Raw genomic sequence first — 17,932 nt, forward strand, 5'->3', positions numbered from 1 at the left:
TGCCTGCCCGCCGCATGTGTTTTCAGTATGACAGCGACAGCGCCTGCACGTCGTCGCCAAACCGCGGCCGGACACCGAGAAAGGCGCCGCTCCGGCGAATGATCGCGCCAACCGTCGGCGCAGCATTCAATCCGGCGGTCGCCGAGTGCTTGCCCTCCTCCGGCTTGGGTTCGTCGATCACCACCAGAACCACATATTCGGGATTGTCGATCGGAAAGGCGGAGAGAAACGCATTGAACCGGACCGCAGAGGAGTAGCGTCCATTGACCACCTTTTCAGCGGTCCCGGTCTTGCCGCCAACACGGAAGCCTTCGACCGCGGCACGCGAACCCGAGCCGCCGGCTCCCTTGATGGCATTGAGTTCCATCAGATCGCGCATGTGCTTGCTGGTCGATGGCTGGATCACCGGAACCGCGGTCTGTGCAGCCTCTTCCGCCGAGCGCGGCAGGAAGGTCGGTTCGATCAGCTTGCCGCCGTTCATCAGCGCTGCAGCCGCGACCGCTGTCTGCAATGGTGTTGTCGACACGCCATGGCCAAAGGAGATGGTGATCGAGTTGATCTTCTTCCATTCAGACGGCTGGTTCGGCGTTGCCACTTCCGGCAGTTCGGTCTTCATCCGGGTAAGAAGCCCGAGCCGGGTCAGGAACTCCTGATGGCCCGGGATACCCACAAGATCGGCCATTCGGGCGGTGCCGATATTGGAGGAATAGATGAAGATTTCCGGCACGGTCAGGACACGGTTCTTGCCGTGGAAATCCTTTATCGTGAAGCCGCCGATCCGGATCGATCCGCGCGCATCGAACGAATCCGACATCTTCACCAGCCCGGAGTCGAGCGCCATCGCCGTGGTGAACGCCTTGAAGGTTGACCCCATCTCGTAGGTACCCGCGGACATCCGGTTGAGCCGGTCCTTCTGCAGCGCCTCGACAGGGTTGTTGGGGTCATAGTCGGGCAGTGACGACATGGCGACCACTTCGCCCGTGTGTACATTGAGTACGACACCGGCGGCGGCAATCGCCTTGTAGCGCTCCATGGCGCCGGCCAGCTCGTCACGCAGCACGTGCTGGACCCGCAGATCAAGCGACAGCCGCACCGGCTTGAGATCTTCGTTGACGGTCATGCCGGCGGCAGCGAGATCGCCGAGGCCCTGGCCGTCGACATATTTCTCCATGCCGGCGATGCCCTTGTTGTCGATGTTGACGTGGCCGACCACATGCGAAGCCGTCGGGCCGCCGGGATAGAACCGCCGCGTTTCCGGCCTGAAACCGATGCCTGGAATGCCGAGCGCCAGGATCTGGCTTTGCTGCTTGGGGGTAAGCTGGCGTCTGAGCCACTGAAACCGGGAATTCGACGACAACTTGCGGTGAATGCCGCGCATGTCGAGATCTGGCAGAACGGTGGCCAGCAACTCGACCGCCTCGTCCGCGTCGACGATCTTGTTGGGTTCCGCAAACAGCGAGACCGTGCGGATGTCCGTGGCCAGCACTTCGCCGTTTCGGTCGAGCAGGTCGGGCCGCGAAATCAGCAGCTGGTCGGCGCGCGCGATCGATGACACTGTTTCGGGCGACCGCAGGCCGTATTGCACCAGGCGCGCACCGATTGCCGAATAGAACACACAGAAACAGACCACCGCGATAATGATGCGGTTCTTGGCCTGCGCGCCCTGCGCCTTGCGGATGCCTTCAAACTCCAGCGGCGTGCGGCCGCCTCCGCCCGCAGACGCCGCAACCGGGTTCAGTCCAGCGATGAATGCTCCCAGATTTCTCATTGTTGCACGGACCCCGTCGTCAGTTCTGCATCGGTTTCGCCCTCTGCCAGCAACGGCTCGAAATCGCTCGCCCTGCCGGGCAATTCGTCAGATTCGGCCATTTGCTCCGGTTCGATCGGCCTTAAGCCCAACTCCGCCTCGAAGGCCGTCGACAGCCGTTGCAGACGTGAAGGCTGGTTCAGCAGGCTCCAGTCAGCCTCGAGCAGATCGATGGTCTCCTCCTGCAGCCGTATCTCTGCCTGCAACTCGCGCACTTCGGCAAGTTTCTCTTCGGCAGCGTGCTTGATCTGGTAGGTGATGGTAGCAGCGGCGATCATCGCACCGACAAGCACCAGGTCGAGAGTTCGCAACACGGTTCAGCCTCCGAGTGCCGCCAGCGCGGCGAGATTTGGAACGGGAAGGATATCGGCATCGGCCTTTCCGGCGGGCACGTCAGTGCGCCGCCCGGCGCGCAGTTTCGCAGACCGTGCGCGTGGATTGGTCGCGCATTCCTCATCTCCCGCAGTCACCGGTTGCCTGCCGATCATGGTGAAGCTGGATTGACGCTCGGCCACCATCGGCAGGTGCCGCGAGCCCGAGGCCTTGCCTGCGCGATCCTGGAAGAAACGCTTGACGATGCGGTCCTCGAGAGAATGGAAGCTGACAACCACCAGCCGGCCCCCGGGCTTGAGCGCGCGTTCGGCGGCGAACAGGGTCCGCGCCAGTTCGCCAAGCTCGTCATTGACGTAGGTCCTGAGCGCCTGGAACACCCGGGTGGCCGGATGGATCTTGTCCTGAGGCCGCCGCGGCGAGACCTTCTCGATCAGCCCGGCCAGCTGCCGCGTTGTCTCAAATGGCGTCTTCTGCCGTTCCGCCTCAATGGCACGCGAAATCCGCCCCGCATGGCGCTCCTCGCCCAGAATTCCGAATATGCGGGTCATGTCCGAAGGCTTGGCGCGGTTGACCACATCCGCCGCGCTGACGCCGGTTTGCCCCATGCGCATGTCGAGCGGCCCGTCGCGCATGAACGAGAAACCCCGCTCCGCCTCGTCGATCTGCATCGAGGACACGCCGATATCGAGCACCACGCCGTCAAGACTCGCCTCCTCGACATGATCGAGCAATTCGGAAAACCGGGCATGGATGAGTTTCAGACTACCGCCGGAAGCTTCCACCATTGCCGCGCCCGCGGCGATCGCATCAGGGTCACGGTCGAAGGCAACCACGTCCGCGCCGGCTTCAAGGATGGCAGCAGTGTAGCCGCCGGCCCCGAATGTGCCGTCGACGATTGTCTCTCCCGGCACGGGTCCAAGGGCTGCCAGGACCTCGCGGAGAAGAACCGGAATGTGGCGGACCGGTCCGCCTTGGACGTCAGTTTCACCATCGTCCATGTCCGCCGCCATTCCGTTTCTCCATCCGTTGAGAACGGTCAGGAAATGGCCGTCCGTTCTTTCCGGGCGCGTGACTGCATTTCCTCGAATGCCGCCGGCTCCCAGAGCTGAAAATGATCCCCACGCCCCGCGAACGTCACCCGGTCGGTGATGCCCGTAAAATCGCGGATGAAATCCGTCACCAGAAGCCGACCCTCGCCGTCGAGCTTCATGAACACACCGCCGCCATGAATAAGCAGCGACATCTTGTTGGCTTCCGCAGAGAACGGATCCTGCGATCCGATCATCCGCTCGAAGCGATCCAGCACTTCCGGCCCGGCCATCGACACCGCCGGAAACACGAAATCCTGCCATGCGTAGAGCTCGCTGACGGCTGCCTGCGCCAGCACGGCACGGAACGTCGAAGGCACGGAAACCCGTCCCTTCGCGTCGATCCTGTTTGTCGCATTCGACAGGAACCGGTTCATGACTCTGTACCGCCGCTTCCGCCCCTTGGCCCCACTCCATTGATCCCCTGCTTTGCCTCCGCTCCATCACCCGAGCAAAGGCTCCAGCAGCGTAAGCCGCCTTCACGGTCTCTGCCTGAAACCGCAGCCTGGATGGGGATGGAACGGCGGATGCCCGCCTGCTGATCTTGGGCGTTTGGGATACCATGGGCCACCATGGGCGTCAATGGGAACCAGCCCCATCTCGACCGTGAGTTCGCCCCATTAATAACCTGTCAAGATTAACGAAGGGTTAGGGATGATGGACGGAGTGTGAACGGCCAGAAGCGGCCAGAAACCGGTCTTCGGTCACGTTTCGATACGCAGGAGGCTGCCAATTGGTGGCATTCTCGCCCTCATGCTCGAGCCCCCCTGAGGAACAGGCGACAGACCGGGCTCTCGGACCAAAACGGGTGAGGAGTATTGAAAAGCAGGTTAAATGCGGGTTGCCTGACAACGCCAGCGACACGCTACGTTAACAACCGGATCAACTGCTCCAGCTGCAGGCACTTTGCCGCGATCTCGCGCCGGGCATGACGTCGTCAAGGCTGGTGAGACAGTTAAGCCGGGGGACCTCAGCCGAGGATTGCCGGTGCGAAAAGTACGGCGAACCCGGCCAGTCCGAGACCTGTGCGCTGAAACCGCGTAAATGCCCCGATCAGCGCGTAGGAGATCAGTGCCAGTCCGATGCCGATTTGCGCCAGCGCCACAACAGCAGCCAGCGGATTGACGGCAATCTCCATGATCGCCGGGTTGGCGATCATCGTCAGCGGGATGATGTAAAGCCCGACACCCAGGCTCATGGCGGTCACCGCCACCTTCAGCCAGTTCTCGCCGATCATGCCCGCGGCAATGAAAACCGCGCCGCAGACCGGTGGCGTGATCGTCGACAACAGCGCAAACCAGAACACGAACAGATGCGCCTGCAGCGGCTCCAGTCCCAGCTTGGTCAGCGCCGGCCCTGCGACCGACACGCAGATGACATAGGCCGCCGTGGTCGGCACTTCCATGCCCAGGACAAGGCAGGCGAGCGCGGTCAGTAACAGCGATGGCCACAGCATGCCGCCCGAGGCTGACAGGATCAGCGAGGTGATCTTCACCCCGAGCCCGGTGATCGACAGGACACCGATAATGATCGAGGCACACAGGATGATCGCCGCGATCATCGCCACCTGGCGCGCCGCATTGATGACCGCGCTTTCAAGCCGGTTCAGCGTGCGGCCGAGATCGAAGCTGCCATCGGCGTGGAAGAACAGCATCACGAAACCGACCAGGATTGCCATGCTGGCGGCATATTGTGGGGTCGTACCGGTGACAAACATGCCCCACATCAGCACTGCAAAGGGAATGGCAAAGAACGCCGATGTAATGACCACCGCGCGCATGGAAGGCCGGTCCTCGGCGGCAAGGCCTGCGAGAACATGGCGCCCCGCATAGGCATTGATGCCGACCCACACAGCAAAGAAGTAAAGCAGCGCCGGCAACACCGCCGCCGCCATGATCGCGGTGTAGGGTACGCCGGTGAGTTCGACCATGACGAATGCACCCGCGCCCATGAGCGGCGGCATGATCTGCCCGCCCGACGAGGCCACCGCCTCGACCGCTGCGGCAAGCCGCTTCGGATAGCCGAGCTTGGTCATCGCCGGCAGCGTGATGGCGCCGGTGGAGGCCACATTGGCCGAAGCTGAACCGGAGATCGAGCCGAACAGCGCAGACGAAATCACCGATACCTTGGCGGCCCCGCCTTTGAGCCGGCCGGCCGCGGACGAAGCAATGTTCATGAAGCCTTGCCCAGCCTCGCCGGCATTGAGCACCGCTCCGAATATCACGAAGATTGCCACCACGCTGACCGAGACGCCTGCCAGGCTGCCCCAGATCCCGCCCTCGGCAATGGTCAGCGTGCCGAGAAAACTGGCCAGCGGTGTACCGGAATGGCCGAACTCGCCTGGTATCAGCTGCCCGTACAGGCCGTAAAGCAATGCCAGCAGCGCCACCAGCGGCAACGGCCAGCTGATCGCCCGGCGCGCCGCTTCCAGCACCACCACGAGGAGGACAACAGCAATCGCGATCTGAAAATTGCCTTCAAGAAACCCGTATTGGTCACCAAGCGCCGAATGCTGCCAGGCTATCCAGATGCTGGCCGCCATCCCGAGCGCGCACAAGGCTATGCCGGACCAGCGGCTGGCCTTGCCGCCGTCGGCGAACAGGAAGATCCACGGCAAGGCGAGGGCCAAGTGCAGTGGCCTGCTGACCAGGTTGGGAACCAGTCCCCAGAAGATCAGGCCCAGATGAAAGACCACCAGACAGGCAGCGCTGGCGATCATGGCCATTCGCATCGACAGGCTCCCGGTTTCAGCTGATGAGGAACTTCGCAAGGGTGGTAAAAAGCGGCACTGCCTGTGCGCCCCGGCCCTGAACCTGGGCGCACAGGCTGCGTGCTGTTACTGCTGCTCGGCGGTCAGCTCGACCCCGACTTCGTTGTAGTAACGGATCGCACCTGGATGCAGTTTGGTGTTGATGTTGGCCATCAGCCCCGCATCGACACCCTTCCACCACGGCGCGTCCTCAGCCATGGCCGCCTTGCTTTCCCAGAAGGTCTTGGTCAGCTCATAGGCCGCATCGTCGCTCATCGCCGTGGTGGTGAAGGCGGCGACCGGCAGCGAGGTGGTTGTGATATCGGCGTCCTGGCCGCCGTAGGTTCCGGCCGGAATGACCAGCTTCGAGCGCTTTGACTGAGCGATCTGTTCGTCGCTCATGGACAACACCACGACGTCGGCCGAAGCCGCCGCCTCGATAACATTCGGAGCGGGCCAGGAACCGGCGGTGACAAAACCGTCAATCTGGCCGTTCTTGAGCGCTGGAACAGCATTGGACAGCTCGACCTCGGCAAGATTGACCTTGCCTTCGAGGCCAAACAGCTTGAGGTATTTTTCGCCTTCGCTGGCGCCGAAGGAGCCCTTTCCGAGCAGGATTGTCTTGCCTTCCATGCCGGCAAAATCGGTCACGCCGCTGTCAGCCGACATGACAAAATGCATGGTCAGCGACGGGATTGGAAACAGGGCCCGGATCTCGTCGAATTTCGGATCGCCCTTGCCCTCGAACATGGCCTTGCCGGACTGCGCCAGGCCGATCAGCGCCGGAGGCGTGGTGAAAACGTAATCGCCACCGCGCGCTTTGGCTTCCATCACATTCTGGACCGAGCCCTGGCTCTCCTCCACCGTAACAATGATGTCGCCATTGGTGCCGGCCTTCATTGCCTCCGCCAGCTGTACGCCCATCTGGTAGTAGGACGATCCGGTTTTCGCGGATTTGTAGGTGATGCGCGTCTCAGCCAGCGCACTCGAGGCAACAAGACTGGCGCAAAGCCCCAGCGCGAGAACGATCATGTTGTTTTTCAATTGCTTTCTCCCAACAGCATGTGAATACGGAAAGTGCTCCTGATCTGTTGTCTTCGCATGAAAGAAATGGAATCGCAATTTGCAAATAACGCCTGTTTCCACCGGCCTGAACCACACGGCGGCCAAGCGCGCAACCAATGTTGCTCAGGGGGAGACACCCGCCGCATCGGTGTGGATCGACGCTGAGCAACGCTCGTCGCCAACCGGAAGCACGCCCTACACCTCGTCCAGCATCACCAAGGTGGTTCGCTTCAGAGTCGCAAGCAGGCTTTCGAGGTGGGCGCCATCATGCGCGGTGAACTTGAAACTCGATGAGCTGGCATAGAAGAATTCGGCCAGCTGGGCGGGAGAGCAGCCCTTTGCCGCAAGCGCTTCCCTGCGCTCTCCAAAGAGCGTGACGAGCAAATCGATCTTGCCTTGCTCGAATGCGAATTGCGCGCCGGTCCCCTGCTGCCAGTAGCCGGCCATGAGATCGCTGGAATCCGGCATCTGCTTGATCTGGTCGAAGAACCGGACGATGGCGCACTCAAGGAAAACATCAATGCGTTCGCTGATTGTCATGGCTGCCTGCCAGGCTCGTGTCACCTCGTCCACCACCCGGTCCGAGACCAGCTGCATCGCCGCCAACATGACCTCTTCCTTGTTGGAAAAGCGCGCATAGAGCGTCGGCCGCGAAATGCCGGCTTGCGCTGCAATGTCGCCCATCGTGGTCTTGCGCACACCATAGCGGGAGCAGACGTCAATTGCGGCGTCGAGAATCTTTTGATCGCGATCGTTCATCTAATCAACTTGACATTTCTTGTATAAATGTAAAATAATTTCCCACCTAGCGTGAAACCGGGACGATTTGCCACCCATTTGGCCATGTCCGCATGTCGATACACCTTTTTTAACGATCACTGTTGCTGTTGGAGAGACGCCGATGAGACTTACCGTAGACGGAAAAATTCACGAGGTCGATGTCGAACCCGACATGCCGCTGTTGTGGGTCTTGCGTGATGAACTGGGCATCACCGGAGTGAAATATGGTTGCGGCATAGCCCAGTGCGGCGCCTGCACGGTCCATATCGACGGTGTGGCAACCCGCTCCTGTCAGCAATGGGTGGGCGATGTCGAAGGCGAGGTGACCACCATCAACGGCCTTGGCAATCCGGATGCGCTGCACGCCGTGCAGGCCGCCTGGATCGAGCATCAGGTTGCCCAATGCGGCTACTGCCAGTCTGGCCAGATCATGTCCGCCGCAGCCCTTCTCGCCGAAAACCCGAACCCCAGCGACGAGGACATCGACGACGCCATGAGCGGAAATCTCTGCCGCTGCGGCACCTACCCCCGCATTCGCGAAGCGGTGAAGACCGCCGCCAGAACCATCCGGAGCGTTTGAAATGGGCCGTCTCAAGACATTTACCCGCCGCGCCTTCCTGGTCGGCTCCGTAGCGGTTGCCGGTGGCGTCGCGTTCGGCGCCTACATGGTGAAAAAGCCGCACGCCAATCCGCTTCTGGCGGATCTCGGCGACGGCGAAGCCGCCATCACGCCTTACGTCCGTATCGATGCGGACGGCGTGACGCTGATCACTCCGCGCGCCGACAAGGGCCAGGGCGCCTATTCGGTGCAGGCAGCCCTGATCGCTGAAGAACTTGATGTCGACCTCGATCAGGTCAAGGTCGATCCCGGCCCGCCTTCGCCCGCCTACTGGAACACGGCGCTTGCCGACGAGGCAGCCCAGTTCATGGCGCCGGGCGACGGCATCGGCAACGATGCGGCCTACGGCGTTCTCTCCGCCGTGATGAAGCTGACCGGAATGCAGATCACCGGCGGCTCGACCACGGTTCCCGACGGTTTCATCAAGTTGCGCCAGGCCGGTGCCGTGGCCCGCGAAACCCTCAAGCTCGCCGCTGCGCAAAAAACCGGCGTCCCAGTCGGCGAACTGCAAACCAGAGCCGGCGCCGTTCTGCTGCCTGATGGCACGTCTTTGACCTATGCCGAGCTGGCGTCGCGGGCAGCAAGCATCGAACCGCCACAGGACGTCGCGTTGCGCGCACCGTCGGAATGGCGCCTCATCGGCAAGCCGATGCAGCGCCTCGATGTGGTCGCCAAGTCCACCGGCACACAGGTTTACGGCATCGACCACAGGGTCGACGGGATGGTGCATGCGGCGATCAAGCTCAATCCGGCCCAGTCCGGCCCGCTGGTCGGCTTCGATGCCACCGAGGCGCTGAAAATGCGCGGCGTCAAGGACGTGGTCAAAATCACCGGCGGCTTTGCGGTGATTGCCGACAACACCTGGCGCGCTTTTCAGGCTGCCGAAATGGTCGAGGCAGAATGGGGACCTGCCCCCTTCCCGCCGACGATGGACGAACACTGGCAGGCGCTTTCTGCCAGTTTTGCAGATGACTTTCAGGACAGCCGCAAGCGCGATGACGGCGACGTCGAAATTGCGATCGCTGAAACCGGAGAAATCCTCAAGGCCGAGTACCGCGCTCCCTACCTCGCCCATGCGCCGCTTGAGCCGATCAACGCCATCGTTCGTGTCGATGATGACAGTGCCGAGGTCTGGACCGGCACCCAGGTGCCGCGTTTCATCCAGAACAATGTCGGCAGGATTGCCGGTATCGATCCGGAAAACGTGTCCGTGCATGTGCTCTATATGGGCGGCAGCTTCGGCCACCGGCTGGAGGACCAGGTGGTCAAGCAGGCGGCCGAAATCGCCGTCCAGATGAAGGGCACCCCGGTCAAGCTCACCTATTCGCGCGAAGAAGACCTGAGCCATGATTTTGCCCGCCAGATCGCCATGGCGCGGATGCGGGGTACGGTGCGCAACGGCCGGGTTGAAACCTATGATCTCGGCATCGCGATGCCTTCGGTCGTGGTTTCGCAGATGAGCCGCCAGGGCATGTCCGTCCCCGGCCCCGACAGCCAGATTGTCGCTGGCGCCTGGGATCAGCCTTTCGCCATCCCCAATCATCGCGTTACCGGCTACCGCGCGCCGGAGCTGGCTCCGATCAGTTCCTGGCGCTCGGTTGGCGCATCCTCGAATGGCTTTTTCTACAATGCCGGTCTCGACGAGCTGATCCATGCCGCGGGAGCGGATCCGCTGGAAGAACGCCTGCGCCTGTGCTCCATTCCGGAGGCCCGCAAGGTGCTAGAGGCTGTCGGAGAAATGTCAGGCTGGGATGGCGTGCTTGGCAAGGGCCGCGGCCGCGGCGTCGCTCTGACCCAGTCCTTTGGCGTTCATTGCGCCGAGGTGATTGAAGTCACCAGCACCGAGGACGGCATCAGGATCGACAAGGTCTATGTCGCAGCCGAAGTCGGCACCGTGGTCGATCCGGTCAATTTCGACAATCTGGTCAAGGGCGGTGTCATTTTCGCGCTCGGCCACGCCATGAACTGCGAAATCACCTACACCGACGGCATCGCCGACCAGAACAACTTCGACAGCTTCCAGGGAATGCGGATGTATCAGTGTCCCGAGATCGAAGTGCGCGGCCTGGAAAACGGCGGCAAGGTGCTGGGAATCGGCGAACCCCCGGTCCCGCCGGCTGCTGCGGCCCTTGCTGGTGCGATTTTCGCTGCGACCGGAACCCGCTTGCGGGAAATGCCATTCAACAAGTTCGTCGATTTCGTCTGAGCATCACACAACAACACCGTCCGGCGCCAGGCGCCGGGCGGTATCGTCACTTTGCCCCATGATCGATCACTGAGCCATCGCCGAGCACGACCTGCTTCATCGGGATATCCCACGGCATTGGGAAGATCGTCTTCATCCGGGCGAATGCCTGGCCGACACCGATGGTAAGGAGATCACCGGGCAGCCGCGCCAGTGTCCGGTCGTAATAGCCGCCGCCATTGCCGAGCCGGTAGCCGACCTCGTCCACCCCGAGCAGCGGCACGATCACAACATCCGGCTCAACCGGAACCGCATCTGCAGGCACCGGAATGTTCCAGATGCCTTTGGCCATCGCGCTGCCGGGTTCCCAACGGTGAAACTCCACCGGCTGATCCTTTTCGATCACCACCGGCAGGCAGATTCGCGCGCCCCGATTGCTGGCTTCTACCATCCATGGCCGCAAATTGATCTCGCCACGAATCGGCCAGTACGCGGCGATGGCCTTGCCGGACACATCGCCGAGGATTTCAGTCAGCCGTGCTGAAATTCGCGCCACCATTGCCGTGCGCTCATCCACCGCCAGCGCCTGCCGGGCCGCGTAGAGCCGCGCCCGTTCGGCCTTGCGAAACACTGAGACGTCCTTCCATGTCTGCGGATCGATGACATGGCCATCGACCAGCATCTCTGCAAAACACACCGGCGATCCCGGCAGTTCATCTTCCTCATCGTCGCTCATGAAACAAGGTTAACACCACGCCCCGGTGCAGGTACCCGCCTGATTGCGTCATGCACTGTCCCGCTGAAAACGCCCGGCCTCGCACATGTTGGCAACGGTGTTGCCGCCGGTATCAAACTGGACGCTTCGGGACTAGAATGCGACAAGGCCGCTCTTCGGCCTCAAGCTGTGAGAACGGGTGACAAGATGCCGACATCAGATGCAGACGACTCCGGCTTCCCGAAGCTCGAAGGCGCGCTCCGAAGCCCGTCGAACCCGAACCACCTGATGGTCGTCAGACCGGTCAAACGAACCATACGTGTCCATGTCGGCGGTATCTTGATTGCGCAGACACAGAAAGCGCTTCGGGTCATGGAAATGGGAAAATCGCTCTACGATCCTGCAATCTACGTTCCCGCGACCGATGTACTGGCCACATTGGACCCCGTCGACAAATCCACCCATTGCCCGCTCAAGGGAGACGCCAGCTACGTCACTTTCAACGGCGAGGAGATCGGCTGGACCTATGACCGCCCGCTAGAGGTTTCGAGCCAACTCGCGGGGCACTTCGCCTTCTGGCCGGACAAGATCAGGATCACCGAAGGCGACTGACACCCCGACAGCCAGCAAGAACGGAAGAGCCGGCATGCCCGGCCCTCCCGATCACCGGTCGCTCTCAGACCATGTCTTGCGAGCACCTATTCTTCGTTGACTGAGGACACCGCGAGATTGGTCAGCTTGCCGTTGGCGGCTTTTTCCTGGTCGAGAATCCCGGTCAGAAGATCATGCGCTTCCGAGTGACCGAGCACCTTGGCCCATTCACGCAAAGTGCCGTAGCGGGCGATTTCGTAATGCTCGACGGCCTGGGCGGCGGCGATCAACGCCGCATTCTTGGCAACACCGCTTGCCTCCTCGATGATGCCGTCGGTTTCCTTGATCAGACCCTCGATGGCGTCGCATTTCTCGCCCGAGGCCTTCTTGCCGATCGACTTGAACACCTTTTCCAGTGTCTTGATCTGGCCCTTGGTTTCTTCCAGATGCTCACCGATCGCATCCTTGAGTTTCTTGCCATTGGCGGCTTGCTGGACTTTCGGCAGCGCTTTCACCAGCGCATTCTCGGCATAGTAGATGTCTTGCAGTGTATGTTCAAAGGCGTCCGACAGGGTTTTCATGGCACGTTTCCTTTTGAAAAATGGCAATGATGAGTGGTCTACAGGATTGGGTGTGCAGGGGTTGGAAGGACCCTGGACAGGCGGCCGGGAGGGGTCTCTCGTTCCGCCCGCGCCTCAACGAGGCCGGCAGCAATTGGTTCCCGGACCGCGAGGCAGATCGTCGCCATATCCCGAGCCCCTGTGCCGGGCCATGACCAGCTCCTGCAGCGTCTGGATTAAGGCAGGGAACCGGGAGCGCATGCGGTCAATGCGGACAATCCGGGCTGCCTCCAGCTTGCGAGTAGAAACCGGCAGCCCCCGCCACGCACACGGCCCGTGGTCTGACGGTGAGATCCCCATCCGAATAACGCGGTCAAAGCTGGAAATGCCAGCCGGCCTGTAAGCCGGGTTCTGTATGGCTCTGGCCCTTGCGGGCCAAAACGTGGCAGCCATTCCTCTGGGATACGCGTTGCCGCGCACCTCAAGCAACCTACCCGGATGATCAACCCCGGAAAAAGGGCCGGGCTCGCACCCTGTGTCATCCCTATTCGGTCTTGCTCCCGGTGGGGTTTGCCGTGCCGCTTCCGTTGCCGGTCGCGCGGTGGGCTCTTACCCCACCCTTTCACCCTTACCCCGCCATCTCATCGCCCAAACCTTGAATCAGGCACCGGCGATCAGAAGGCGGGGCGGTTTGCTTTCTGTGGCACTTTCCCTGGGGTCGCCCCCGCCGGATGTTATCCGGCACCGTTTATCCGTGGAGCCCGGACTTTCCTCCCCCTGCTGTCTTTCGACGTTGCAGGGCGCGGCTGCCCGGCCGACTGGCGCGCTCCTCTTAGACCATGACGCGGGCGATGACCAGACAAATGCCACCCTGGCCGAAGCGACCTGGTCAGCGGGACGGAATCCATGTCCGCAAAATGCAAAACGGCCGCCATTTAGGCGACCGCAAAAATCTTTCGTTTTTCTGGGAACCTTTTACGGTCAGCGGCGTTTCCGATCTGCCAGGCTGATGAAAGTAGGTTCGCCTCCGACATTATTTCATTAGCTTGGCAACCTTGCCGCAGTAGCGCTTGGAGATAGGGTTCATCCGCTTGGCTCCATGCCCGGCATTGTATTTCAGAATTGTGCCGCAGGTGGTGCCGCCACCCAGCTGGTGCGCTTTTGCGAGATACTTCATGCCGTATTTGATGTTGGTCTCCGGATCATACAGCGCCTTGGTCGAACCCTTGTAGCCCATCATTCGGGCAGTCGCCGGCTTGATCTGCATGAGGCCGACTTCACCGGCCGCACCACGGGCGTTTGCCCGATAGTTGCTCTCGACGGTAACCACGGCATGCGCGAGGGATTCCGGTACGCCGTGTTTTTTTGCGTATTTCGAGATTAGCTCTCCATGCGGTCGCGACGAATAACCAAAGCTCATGCTGGAGCTCTTGATCTCGCTGCTGGAAATCGAACCGGTGATTTCTTTCGAAGTTGCGCTGCAACCAGAGAGTGCAAACGAGAGCAAGGCCGCAGCAGCAGCCGAGAAGATAGGACGCATATTGTAATTTACTCCGATGGCGCCGTGCCCATCCGTTCATCGACGGTGACGGGGCAAACCCCCTTGGCGCGTTGCATGTCATTGCGGACAAGCGGTTGACCAATCGCCAAAACCCGCTCCGTGTGTGAAGACATCCCAATGGGGGCAGACCCGGGCCGATTTATGACCGGCAACCCCCAAATTGCTGCGTCGCAATAAACTTGCGTTTCACTCTGTAACAGTTTGACAGATTTGCTTATCGAAACGTTTTTGCCACCCGTGTCAGGCCACGGTCGGCAGCGCGGTGAGCAACTGGTGCAGGGTGCCGATGGTCGAGGCATCTGCAATGCCATCGACCCGTGCCGGACGGAAATGCCGCTGGAACGCCCGGATTGCCGCTGCCGTCCCGGCGCTGAAGATGCCATCCACCTGCACATCGTAGCCATAAAGCGCCAGCATGGTCTGCAGCGCTTCCACCGGCTCTCCCGCATCGCCTTCCTGGAAGAACCGGCCTCCACCCACCGGAAGCGGCTCGACCCAGTGGCCGATTCCTTCCTTGTGCAGCCGGTCCCACGGGAACTTCTCGCCCGGATCCTGTTTGCGCATCGGCGCCACGTCCGAGTGCGCAAGCACCCGCTCGGCGGGAATGCCGCGGCGAGCGATAATGTCCCGGCAAAGCGGGATCACTGCCTCGATCTGCGCCTCCTCGAACGGTGGCGATCCTGCGGGATGCCCCGGATTGGCGATTTCGATGCCGATCGAGGCCGAGTTGATGTCCGTCTCACCCTTCCACGAGCTCTGTCCCGCATGCCAGCCGCGGACGCTTTCGGGAAGCAATTGAGTGACAACACCCTCTTCATCGACAAAATAATGCGACGAGACCTGGCTCTCTTCGGTGCAAAGCCAGTCGAGCGCCGCCGATGCCGACGGCATTCCGGTATAATGCAGGATCAGCATGTCCGGCTTCCGCCCGTCCTTGCGCTCGCCATGATTGGGGGACGGCCGTACGCGGGCGTTCTTGTAATCGGGGTCAAAGGCACTCATGCGGCGGCACGGGCTTTTTCGATGACCGAAAAGGCGTCATTGAGTGCCGCCATGCGGTCATTGGCAATGGTGAGGAATTCCTCGGGAACACCGCGCGCGCGCAGCCGGTCGGGATGGCTCTCGGCGGCAAGCACCCGGTAGCGCTTCTTGACTTCGTCGAACGGGGTGGTCTCGGGCAGTCCCAGCACCGCGTAGGGATTGATCCCGTCGGGGTGCACATGCCGCGCCATGATGCGTTCGAAATAGGCCTCGTCGATGTGGAAGATTTCGGCCACATTGGCGAGGAATTCGAGCTCCTTGTGGTGGATCAGACCGTCGGCCTTGGCAATGTGGAACAGGCCATCGAGCACATCCTCGAGCATGGCGCAATTGTTCTCGCCGGAGCCGCACATGCCGGCCACCCGCTGGGCATAGGCCTCGTAACCGGCAACATCCTGCTTGGCCAGATTGTAAAGCCGCGAGACGTTACTGGCCTCGGCTTCCGGAATGGCGAAAATTTCCTGGAATGCACGCACCTCTTCCGGAGCCACGATCCCATCCGCCTTGGCCATTTTCGCCGAAAGCGCAATCACCGCGACCGAAAACGCCACCTTGCGGCGTGTTTCCGGATCGCCGGCAAATGCGGTACGAATGGCTTCGACCACGCCGGAAAAGGCGGTGGTGGCGGTTTCGCCAATGGCGTCAAACAGGCGGCTGAACATAGACATGATTTGGTCTTAATCGATCTGGTCTCAAAAATCGAGTATGGCGCAGTGCACAATCGGGTGAACGAACCATTTCCTGTAGCGATCGGTTCCATCGTCTGAATTCGTTGGACCGGCCAGCGCGGCTGGCTTATGCCGTCTGAATGACCGATACCGCTGTTCCACCCGTTTCTCCCGCTCCCGCACGCCCGCTTGCCGGCATGGCCATCGGCTTTGTCGGCATCGCCATTTTCGGTGCCACCCTGCCTGCGACCCGTATCGCACTGGAGGGGTTTTCGCCGGCCTTCATCACCTTTTCCCGTGCAGCCATCGCCGCCACCGTGGCGGCTCTAACGCTGCTTGTGCTCAGAAAGCGGTTTCCCCGCCAACACGCGCTGCCGCTTTTCATTGCCGGAGTCCTGCTGATCTATGGTTTCCCCGGCTTTTCCAGCGTCGCCATGCAGACAGTGCCGGCTTCGCATGGCGGTGTCGTGCTCGGTGTGCTGCCATTGATGACCGCCACTTTCGCAGCCCTGTTCGGCGGTGAGCGTCCCGGGCTTGCCTTCTGGGGCTGGAGCATCACCGGCGCCGTTCTCGTGCTGATCTTCTCGCTGTCAGGCGCCGACATCGAACCCGGTATCGGCGATATCTGGCTCGCCTGCGCGGCACTTTCGGCCTCCTGCGGCTACGTCATTTCCGGCAAGCTCGCCCGCACCCGTCCGGGCTGGGAGGTAATCAGCTGGGCGCTGATTGTCACGGCCCCAATATCGCTTGCCGGTACCGCTCTGACCTGGAATTCCGGCATCAGCCAACCGGGTAATGGCGCCTTGATGGCGCTGGCCTATCTGTCGCTCGGCTCGATGTTTGCCGGTTTCATCTTCTGGAACTGGGGCATGGCGATCGGCGGCATCGCGCGGGTCGGCCAGGTACAGTTGCTGCAAAGCTTCGTCACCCTCGGCCTCTCGGCGTTGCTGCTGGGCGAAACCGTCACCCCGGTAATGCTCGGTTTCGCCATAGCAGTCGGCGTCGTTGTCTGGTGCGGCCGCAAGGCCAAGGTGGGGTAATGCCCGTTACCTAGCTGTGTCCTGCCACCGCGCGTGGCTTGTAAGGTCCTTCGAGCAGCCGGATCGATGCTGCGTCGAGCTTCACTTCGAGGGCGCCGATGGCTTCCTCGAGCTGGCCGATCTTCGTCGCACCCACGATCGGGGATGTGACGTAGGGCTTTGAAAGCACCCAGGCATAGGCCACCTGTGCCGGCTTGACGCCGAGCTTGGCGGCGACCTTTTCCACCCGCGCCAGGATCGCATAGTCCTGGGCCGAGCCGAAATAGCCCTGTGCCATCTTGTCGGTCGAGCCCCGCCTGGTCGCCTCGCCCTCTTTCGGCCGGTTGCCAGCCAGAAAGCCGCGCGCGATCGGCGACCACGGCACCACGCCGACGCCTTCAGAGGCGCAATAGGGCATCATCTCGCGCTCTTCCTCGCGATAGGCCAGATTGTAGAAATTCTGCATGGCGACGAATTGCTGGTAGCCTCTCGCCTTCTGCATTTCCCTGAGCTTGGCAAACTGCCAGGCCCACATCGATGACGCCGCGATATAGCGCACCTTGCCGGCCTGAATCACCGCTTCGAGTGCATCGAGCATTTCCTCGTTCTCGGTGTCGGGGTCGAGCCGGTGAACATAGAGAACATCGACATAATCCATGCCGAGGCGGGCCAGCGACTGGTCGATCTGGTCAAAAATGTGCTTGCGCGACAACCCGCGATCATTGGGGCGTCCTTCGCTCATCTTGAGACCCACCTTGGTCGCCACCACGACCTCGTCGCGTCGTGCATAGGTCTTCAGCGCCCTGCCGGTGATCTCTTCGGAATCGCCGAAATTATAGTGGTTGGCGGTGTCATAGAAGTTGATCCCGCTTTCCACCGCCTTGCGGAAAAACGGCTGCGCCTCTTCTTCGGTAATCACCCAGGGATGCGTCGGACCGCCCGGCGTGCCGAAACTCATGCATCCGAGGCAGAGCCGCGAGACCTTGAGCCCTGTCTTTCCCAGTCTGACATAATCCATCCGCCGCGTCCCCACTTCTGATACGAGATTGAAAAGAGCCGTGACGATAGGCATCCAGCCTGTCGACGGTCAATAGTGGAACGCACAACCAGCACCGGGCCCGCGAACAGCCGGACCCTCCCATGGTGGCGAT

At 61.4% G+C, this 17,932-nt stretch carries 17 protein-coding genes and 1 other RNA gene; 4 read left to right on the plus strand and 14 right to left on the minus strand.

The annotated features are described in order from the left end of the window. Window positions 1-22: 22 nt before the first annotated feature. The 7 genes from CRO46_RS04085 to CRO46_RS04115 form a co-directional block, all read right to left on the minus strand. Complete coding sequence (locus CRO46_RS04085; protein ID WP_097105281.1) at window positions 23-1,768, minus strand: peptidoglycan D,D-transpeptidase FtsI family protein; 1,746 nt, start codon at window positions 1,766-1,768, stop codon at window positions 23-25. Continuing rightward, window positions 1,765-2,121, minus strand: a complete 357-nt coding sequence (ftsL, locus tag CRO46_RS04090; protein WP_097105283.1) for a cell division protein FtsL — start codon at window positions 2,119-2,121, stop codon at window positions 1,765-1,767. The genes CRO46_RS04085 and ftsL overlap by 4 nt, the downstream gene beginning before the upstream one ends. A 3-nt stretch (window positions 2,122-2,124) precedes the next feature. Next, complete coding sequence (rsmH, locus tag CRO46_RS04095; protein WP_097105284.1) at window positions 2,125-3,150, minus strand: 16S rRNA (cytosine(1402)-N(4))-methyltransferase RsmH; 1,026 nt, start codon at window positions 3,148-3,150, stop codon at window positions 2,125-2,127. A 26-nt stretch (window positions 3,151-3,176) separates the two neighbouring features. Further along, entirely contained in the window at window positions 3,177-3,605 is a 429-nt protein-coding gene (gene mraZ / locus CRO46_RS04100) for a division/cell wall cluster transcriptional repressor MraZ (protein WP_097105286.1), read from the minus strand. Between the two features lie 593 nt (window positions 3,606-4,198). Continuing rightward, window positions 4,199-5,953 carry a TRAP transporter permease gene (locus CRO46_RS04105; RefSeq protein ID WP_097105287.1) on the minus strand — a complete coding sequence of 585 codons (1,755 nt, stop codon included), beginning with the start codon at window positions 5,951-5,953 and terminating at the stop codon, window positions 4,199-4,201. A gap of 111 nt (window positions 5,954-6,064) precedes the next feature. After that, window positions 6,065-7,009, minus strand: coding sequence for a TAXI family TRAP transporter solute-binding subunit (locus CRO46_RS04110; protein ID WP_097106483.1), 945 nt, complete (start codon window positions 7,007-7,009; stop codon window positions 6,065-6,067). Between the two features lie 228 nt (window positions 7,010-7,237). Beyond that, entirely contained in the window at window positions 7,238-7,801 is a 564-nt protein-coding gene (locus CRO46_RS04115; RefSeq protein ID WP_097105289.1) for a TetR/AcrR family transcriptional regulator, read from the minus strand. Window positions 7,802-7,943: 142 nt separating this feature from the next. On the opposite strand from CRO46_RS04115, the gene CRO46_RS04120 reads away from it, so the two are divergent. Beyond that, complete coding sequence (locus CRO46_RS04120) at window positions 7,944-8,402, plus strand: (2Fe-2S)-binding protein (RefSeq protein ID WP_097105291.1); 459 nt, start codon at window positions 7,944-7,946, stop codon at window positions 8,400-8,402. Between the two features lies 1 nt (window position 8,403). After that, window positions 8,404-10,647 carry a xanthine dehydrogenase family protein molybdopterin-binding subunit gene (locus CRO46_RS04125; RefSeq protein WP_097105293.1) on the plus strand — a complete coding sequence of 748 codons (2,244 nt, stop codon included), beginning with the start codon at window positions 8,404-8,406 and terminating at the stop codon, window positions 10,645-10,647. 46 nt (window positions 10,648-10,693) lie between these two features. Here CRO46_RS04125 and CRO46_RS04130 read toward each other — a convergent pair whose 3' ends face one another. After that, window positions 10,694-11,362 (minus strand): 5-formyltetrahydrofolate cyclo-ligase, encoded by a 669-nt coding sequence (locus CRO46_RS04130; RefSeq protein WP_097105295.1) that lies wholly within the window; start codon window positions 11,360-11,362, stop codon window positions 10,694-10,696. A gap of 186 nt (window positions 11,363-11,548) precedes the next feature. Here CRO46_RS04130 and CRO46_RS04135 point away from each other — a divergent pair, with 186 nt between their 5' ends. Further along, complete coding sequence (locus CRO46_RS04135) at window positions 11,549-11,953, plus strand: DUF427 domain-containing protein (RefSeq protein ID WP_097105297.1); 405 nt, start codon at window positions 11,549-11,551, stop codon at window positions 11,951-11,953. 86 nt (window positions 11,954-12,039) lie between these two features. On the opposite strand, the gene CRO46_RS04140 is transcribed toward CRO46_RS04135, so the two are convergent. The 5 genes from CRO46_RS04140 to CRO46_RS04160 form a co-directional block, all read right to left on the minus strand. Then, window positions 12,040-12,513, minus strand: a complete 474-nt coding sequence (locus CRO46_RS04140; RefSeq protein WP_097105298.1) for a YciE/YciF ferroxidase family protein — start codon at window positions 12,511-12,513, stop codon at window positions 12,040-12,042. Between the two features lie 363 nt (window positions 12,514-12,876). Further along, window positions 12,877-13,314: RNase P RNA component class A (rnpB, locus tag CRO46_RS04145), an RNA gene on the minus strand. 211 nt (window positions 13,315-13,525) lie between these two features. Next, the gene (locus CRO46_RS04150; RefSeq protein WP_097105300.1) at window positions 13,526-14,032 is read right to left on the minus strand and encodes a lytic transglycosylase domain-containing protein; all 507 of its coding nucleotides are present in this window, start codon (window positions 14,030-14,032) and stop codon (window positions 13,526-13,528) included. Window positions 14,033-14,293: 261 nt separating this feature from the next. Further along, the gene (locus CRO46_RS04155; protein WP_097105302.1) at window positions 14,294-15,055 is read right to left on the minus strand and encodes an N-acetylmuramoyl-L-alanine amidase; all 762 of its coding nucleotides are present in this window, start codon (window positions 15,053-15,055) and stop codon (window positions 14,294-14,296) included. Beyond that, window positions 15,052-15,762, minus strand: coding sequence for a J domain-containing protein (locus CRO46_RS04160; protein WP_097105304.1), 711 nt, complete (start codon window positions 15,760-15,762; stop codon window positions 15,052-15,054). Before CRO46_RS04160 ends, CRO46_RS04155 begins: the two co-directional genes overlap by 4 nt. Before the next feature lie 140 nt (window positions 15,763-15,902). Here CRO46_RS04160 and CRO46_RS04165 point away from each other — a divergent pair, with 140 nt between their 5' ends. Further along, a complete protein-coding gene (locus tag CRO46_RS04165; protein ID WP_097105306.1) occupies window positions 15,903-16,802 on the plus strand; it encodes a DMT family transporter in 900 nt (299 codons plus the stop codon). A gap of 10 nt (window positions 16,803-16,812) precedes the next feature. Here CRO46_RS04165 and CRO46_RS04170 read toward each other — a convergent pair whose 3' ends face one another. Continuing rightward, a complete protein-coding gene (locus tag CRO46_RS04170; protein WP_097105307.1) occupies window positions 16,813-17,799 on the minus strand; it encodes an aldo/keto reductase in 987 nt (328 codons plus the stop codon). Window positions 17,800-17,932: the final 133 nt, after the last annotated feature.

It is taken from the genome of Parahoeflea halophila (assembly GCF_900220985.1).
GTDB lineage: Bacteria > Pseudomonadota > Alphaproteobacteria > Rhizobiales > Rhizobiaceae > Hoeflea > Hoeflea halophila.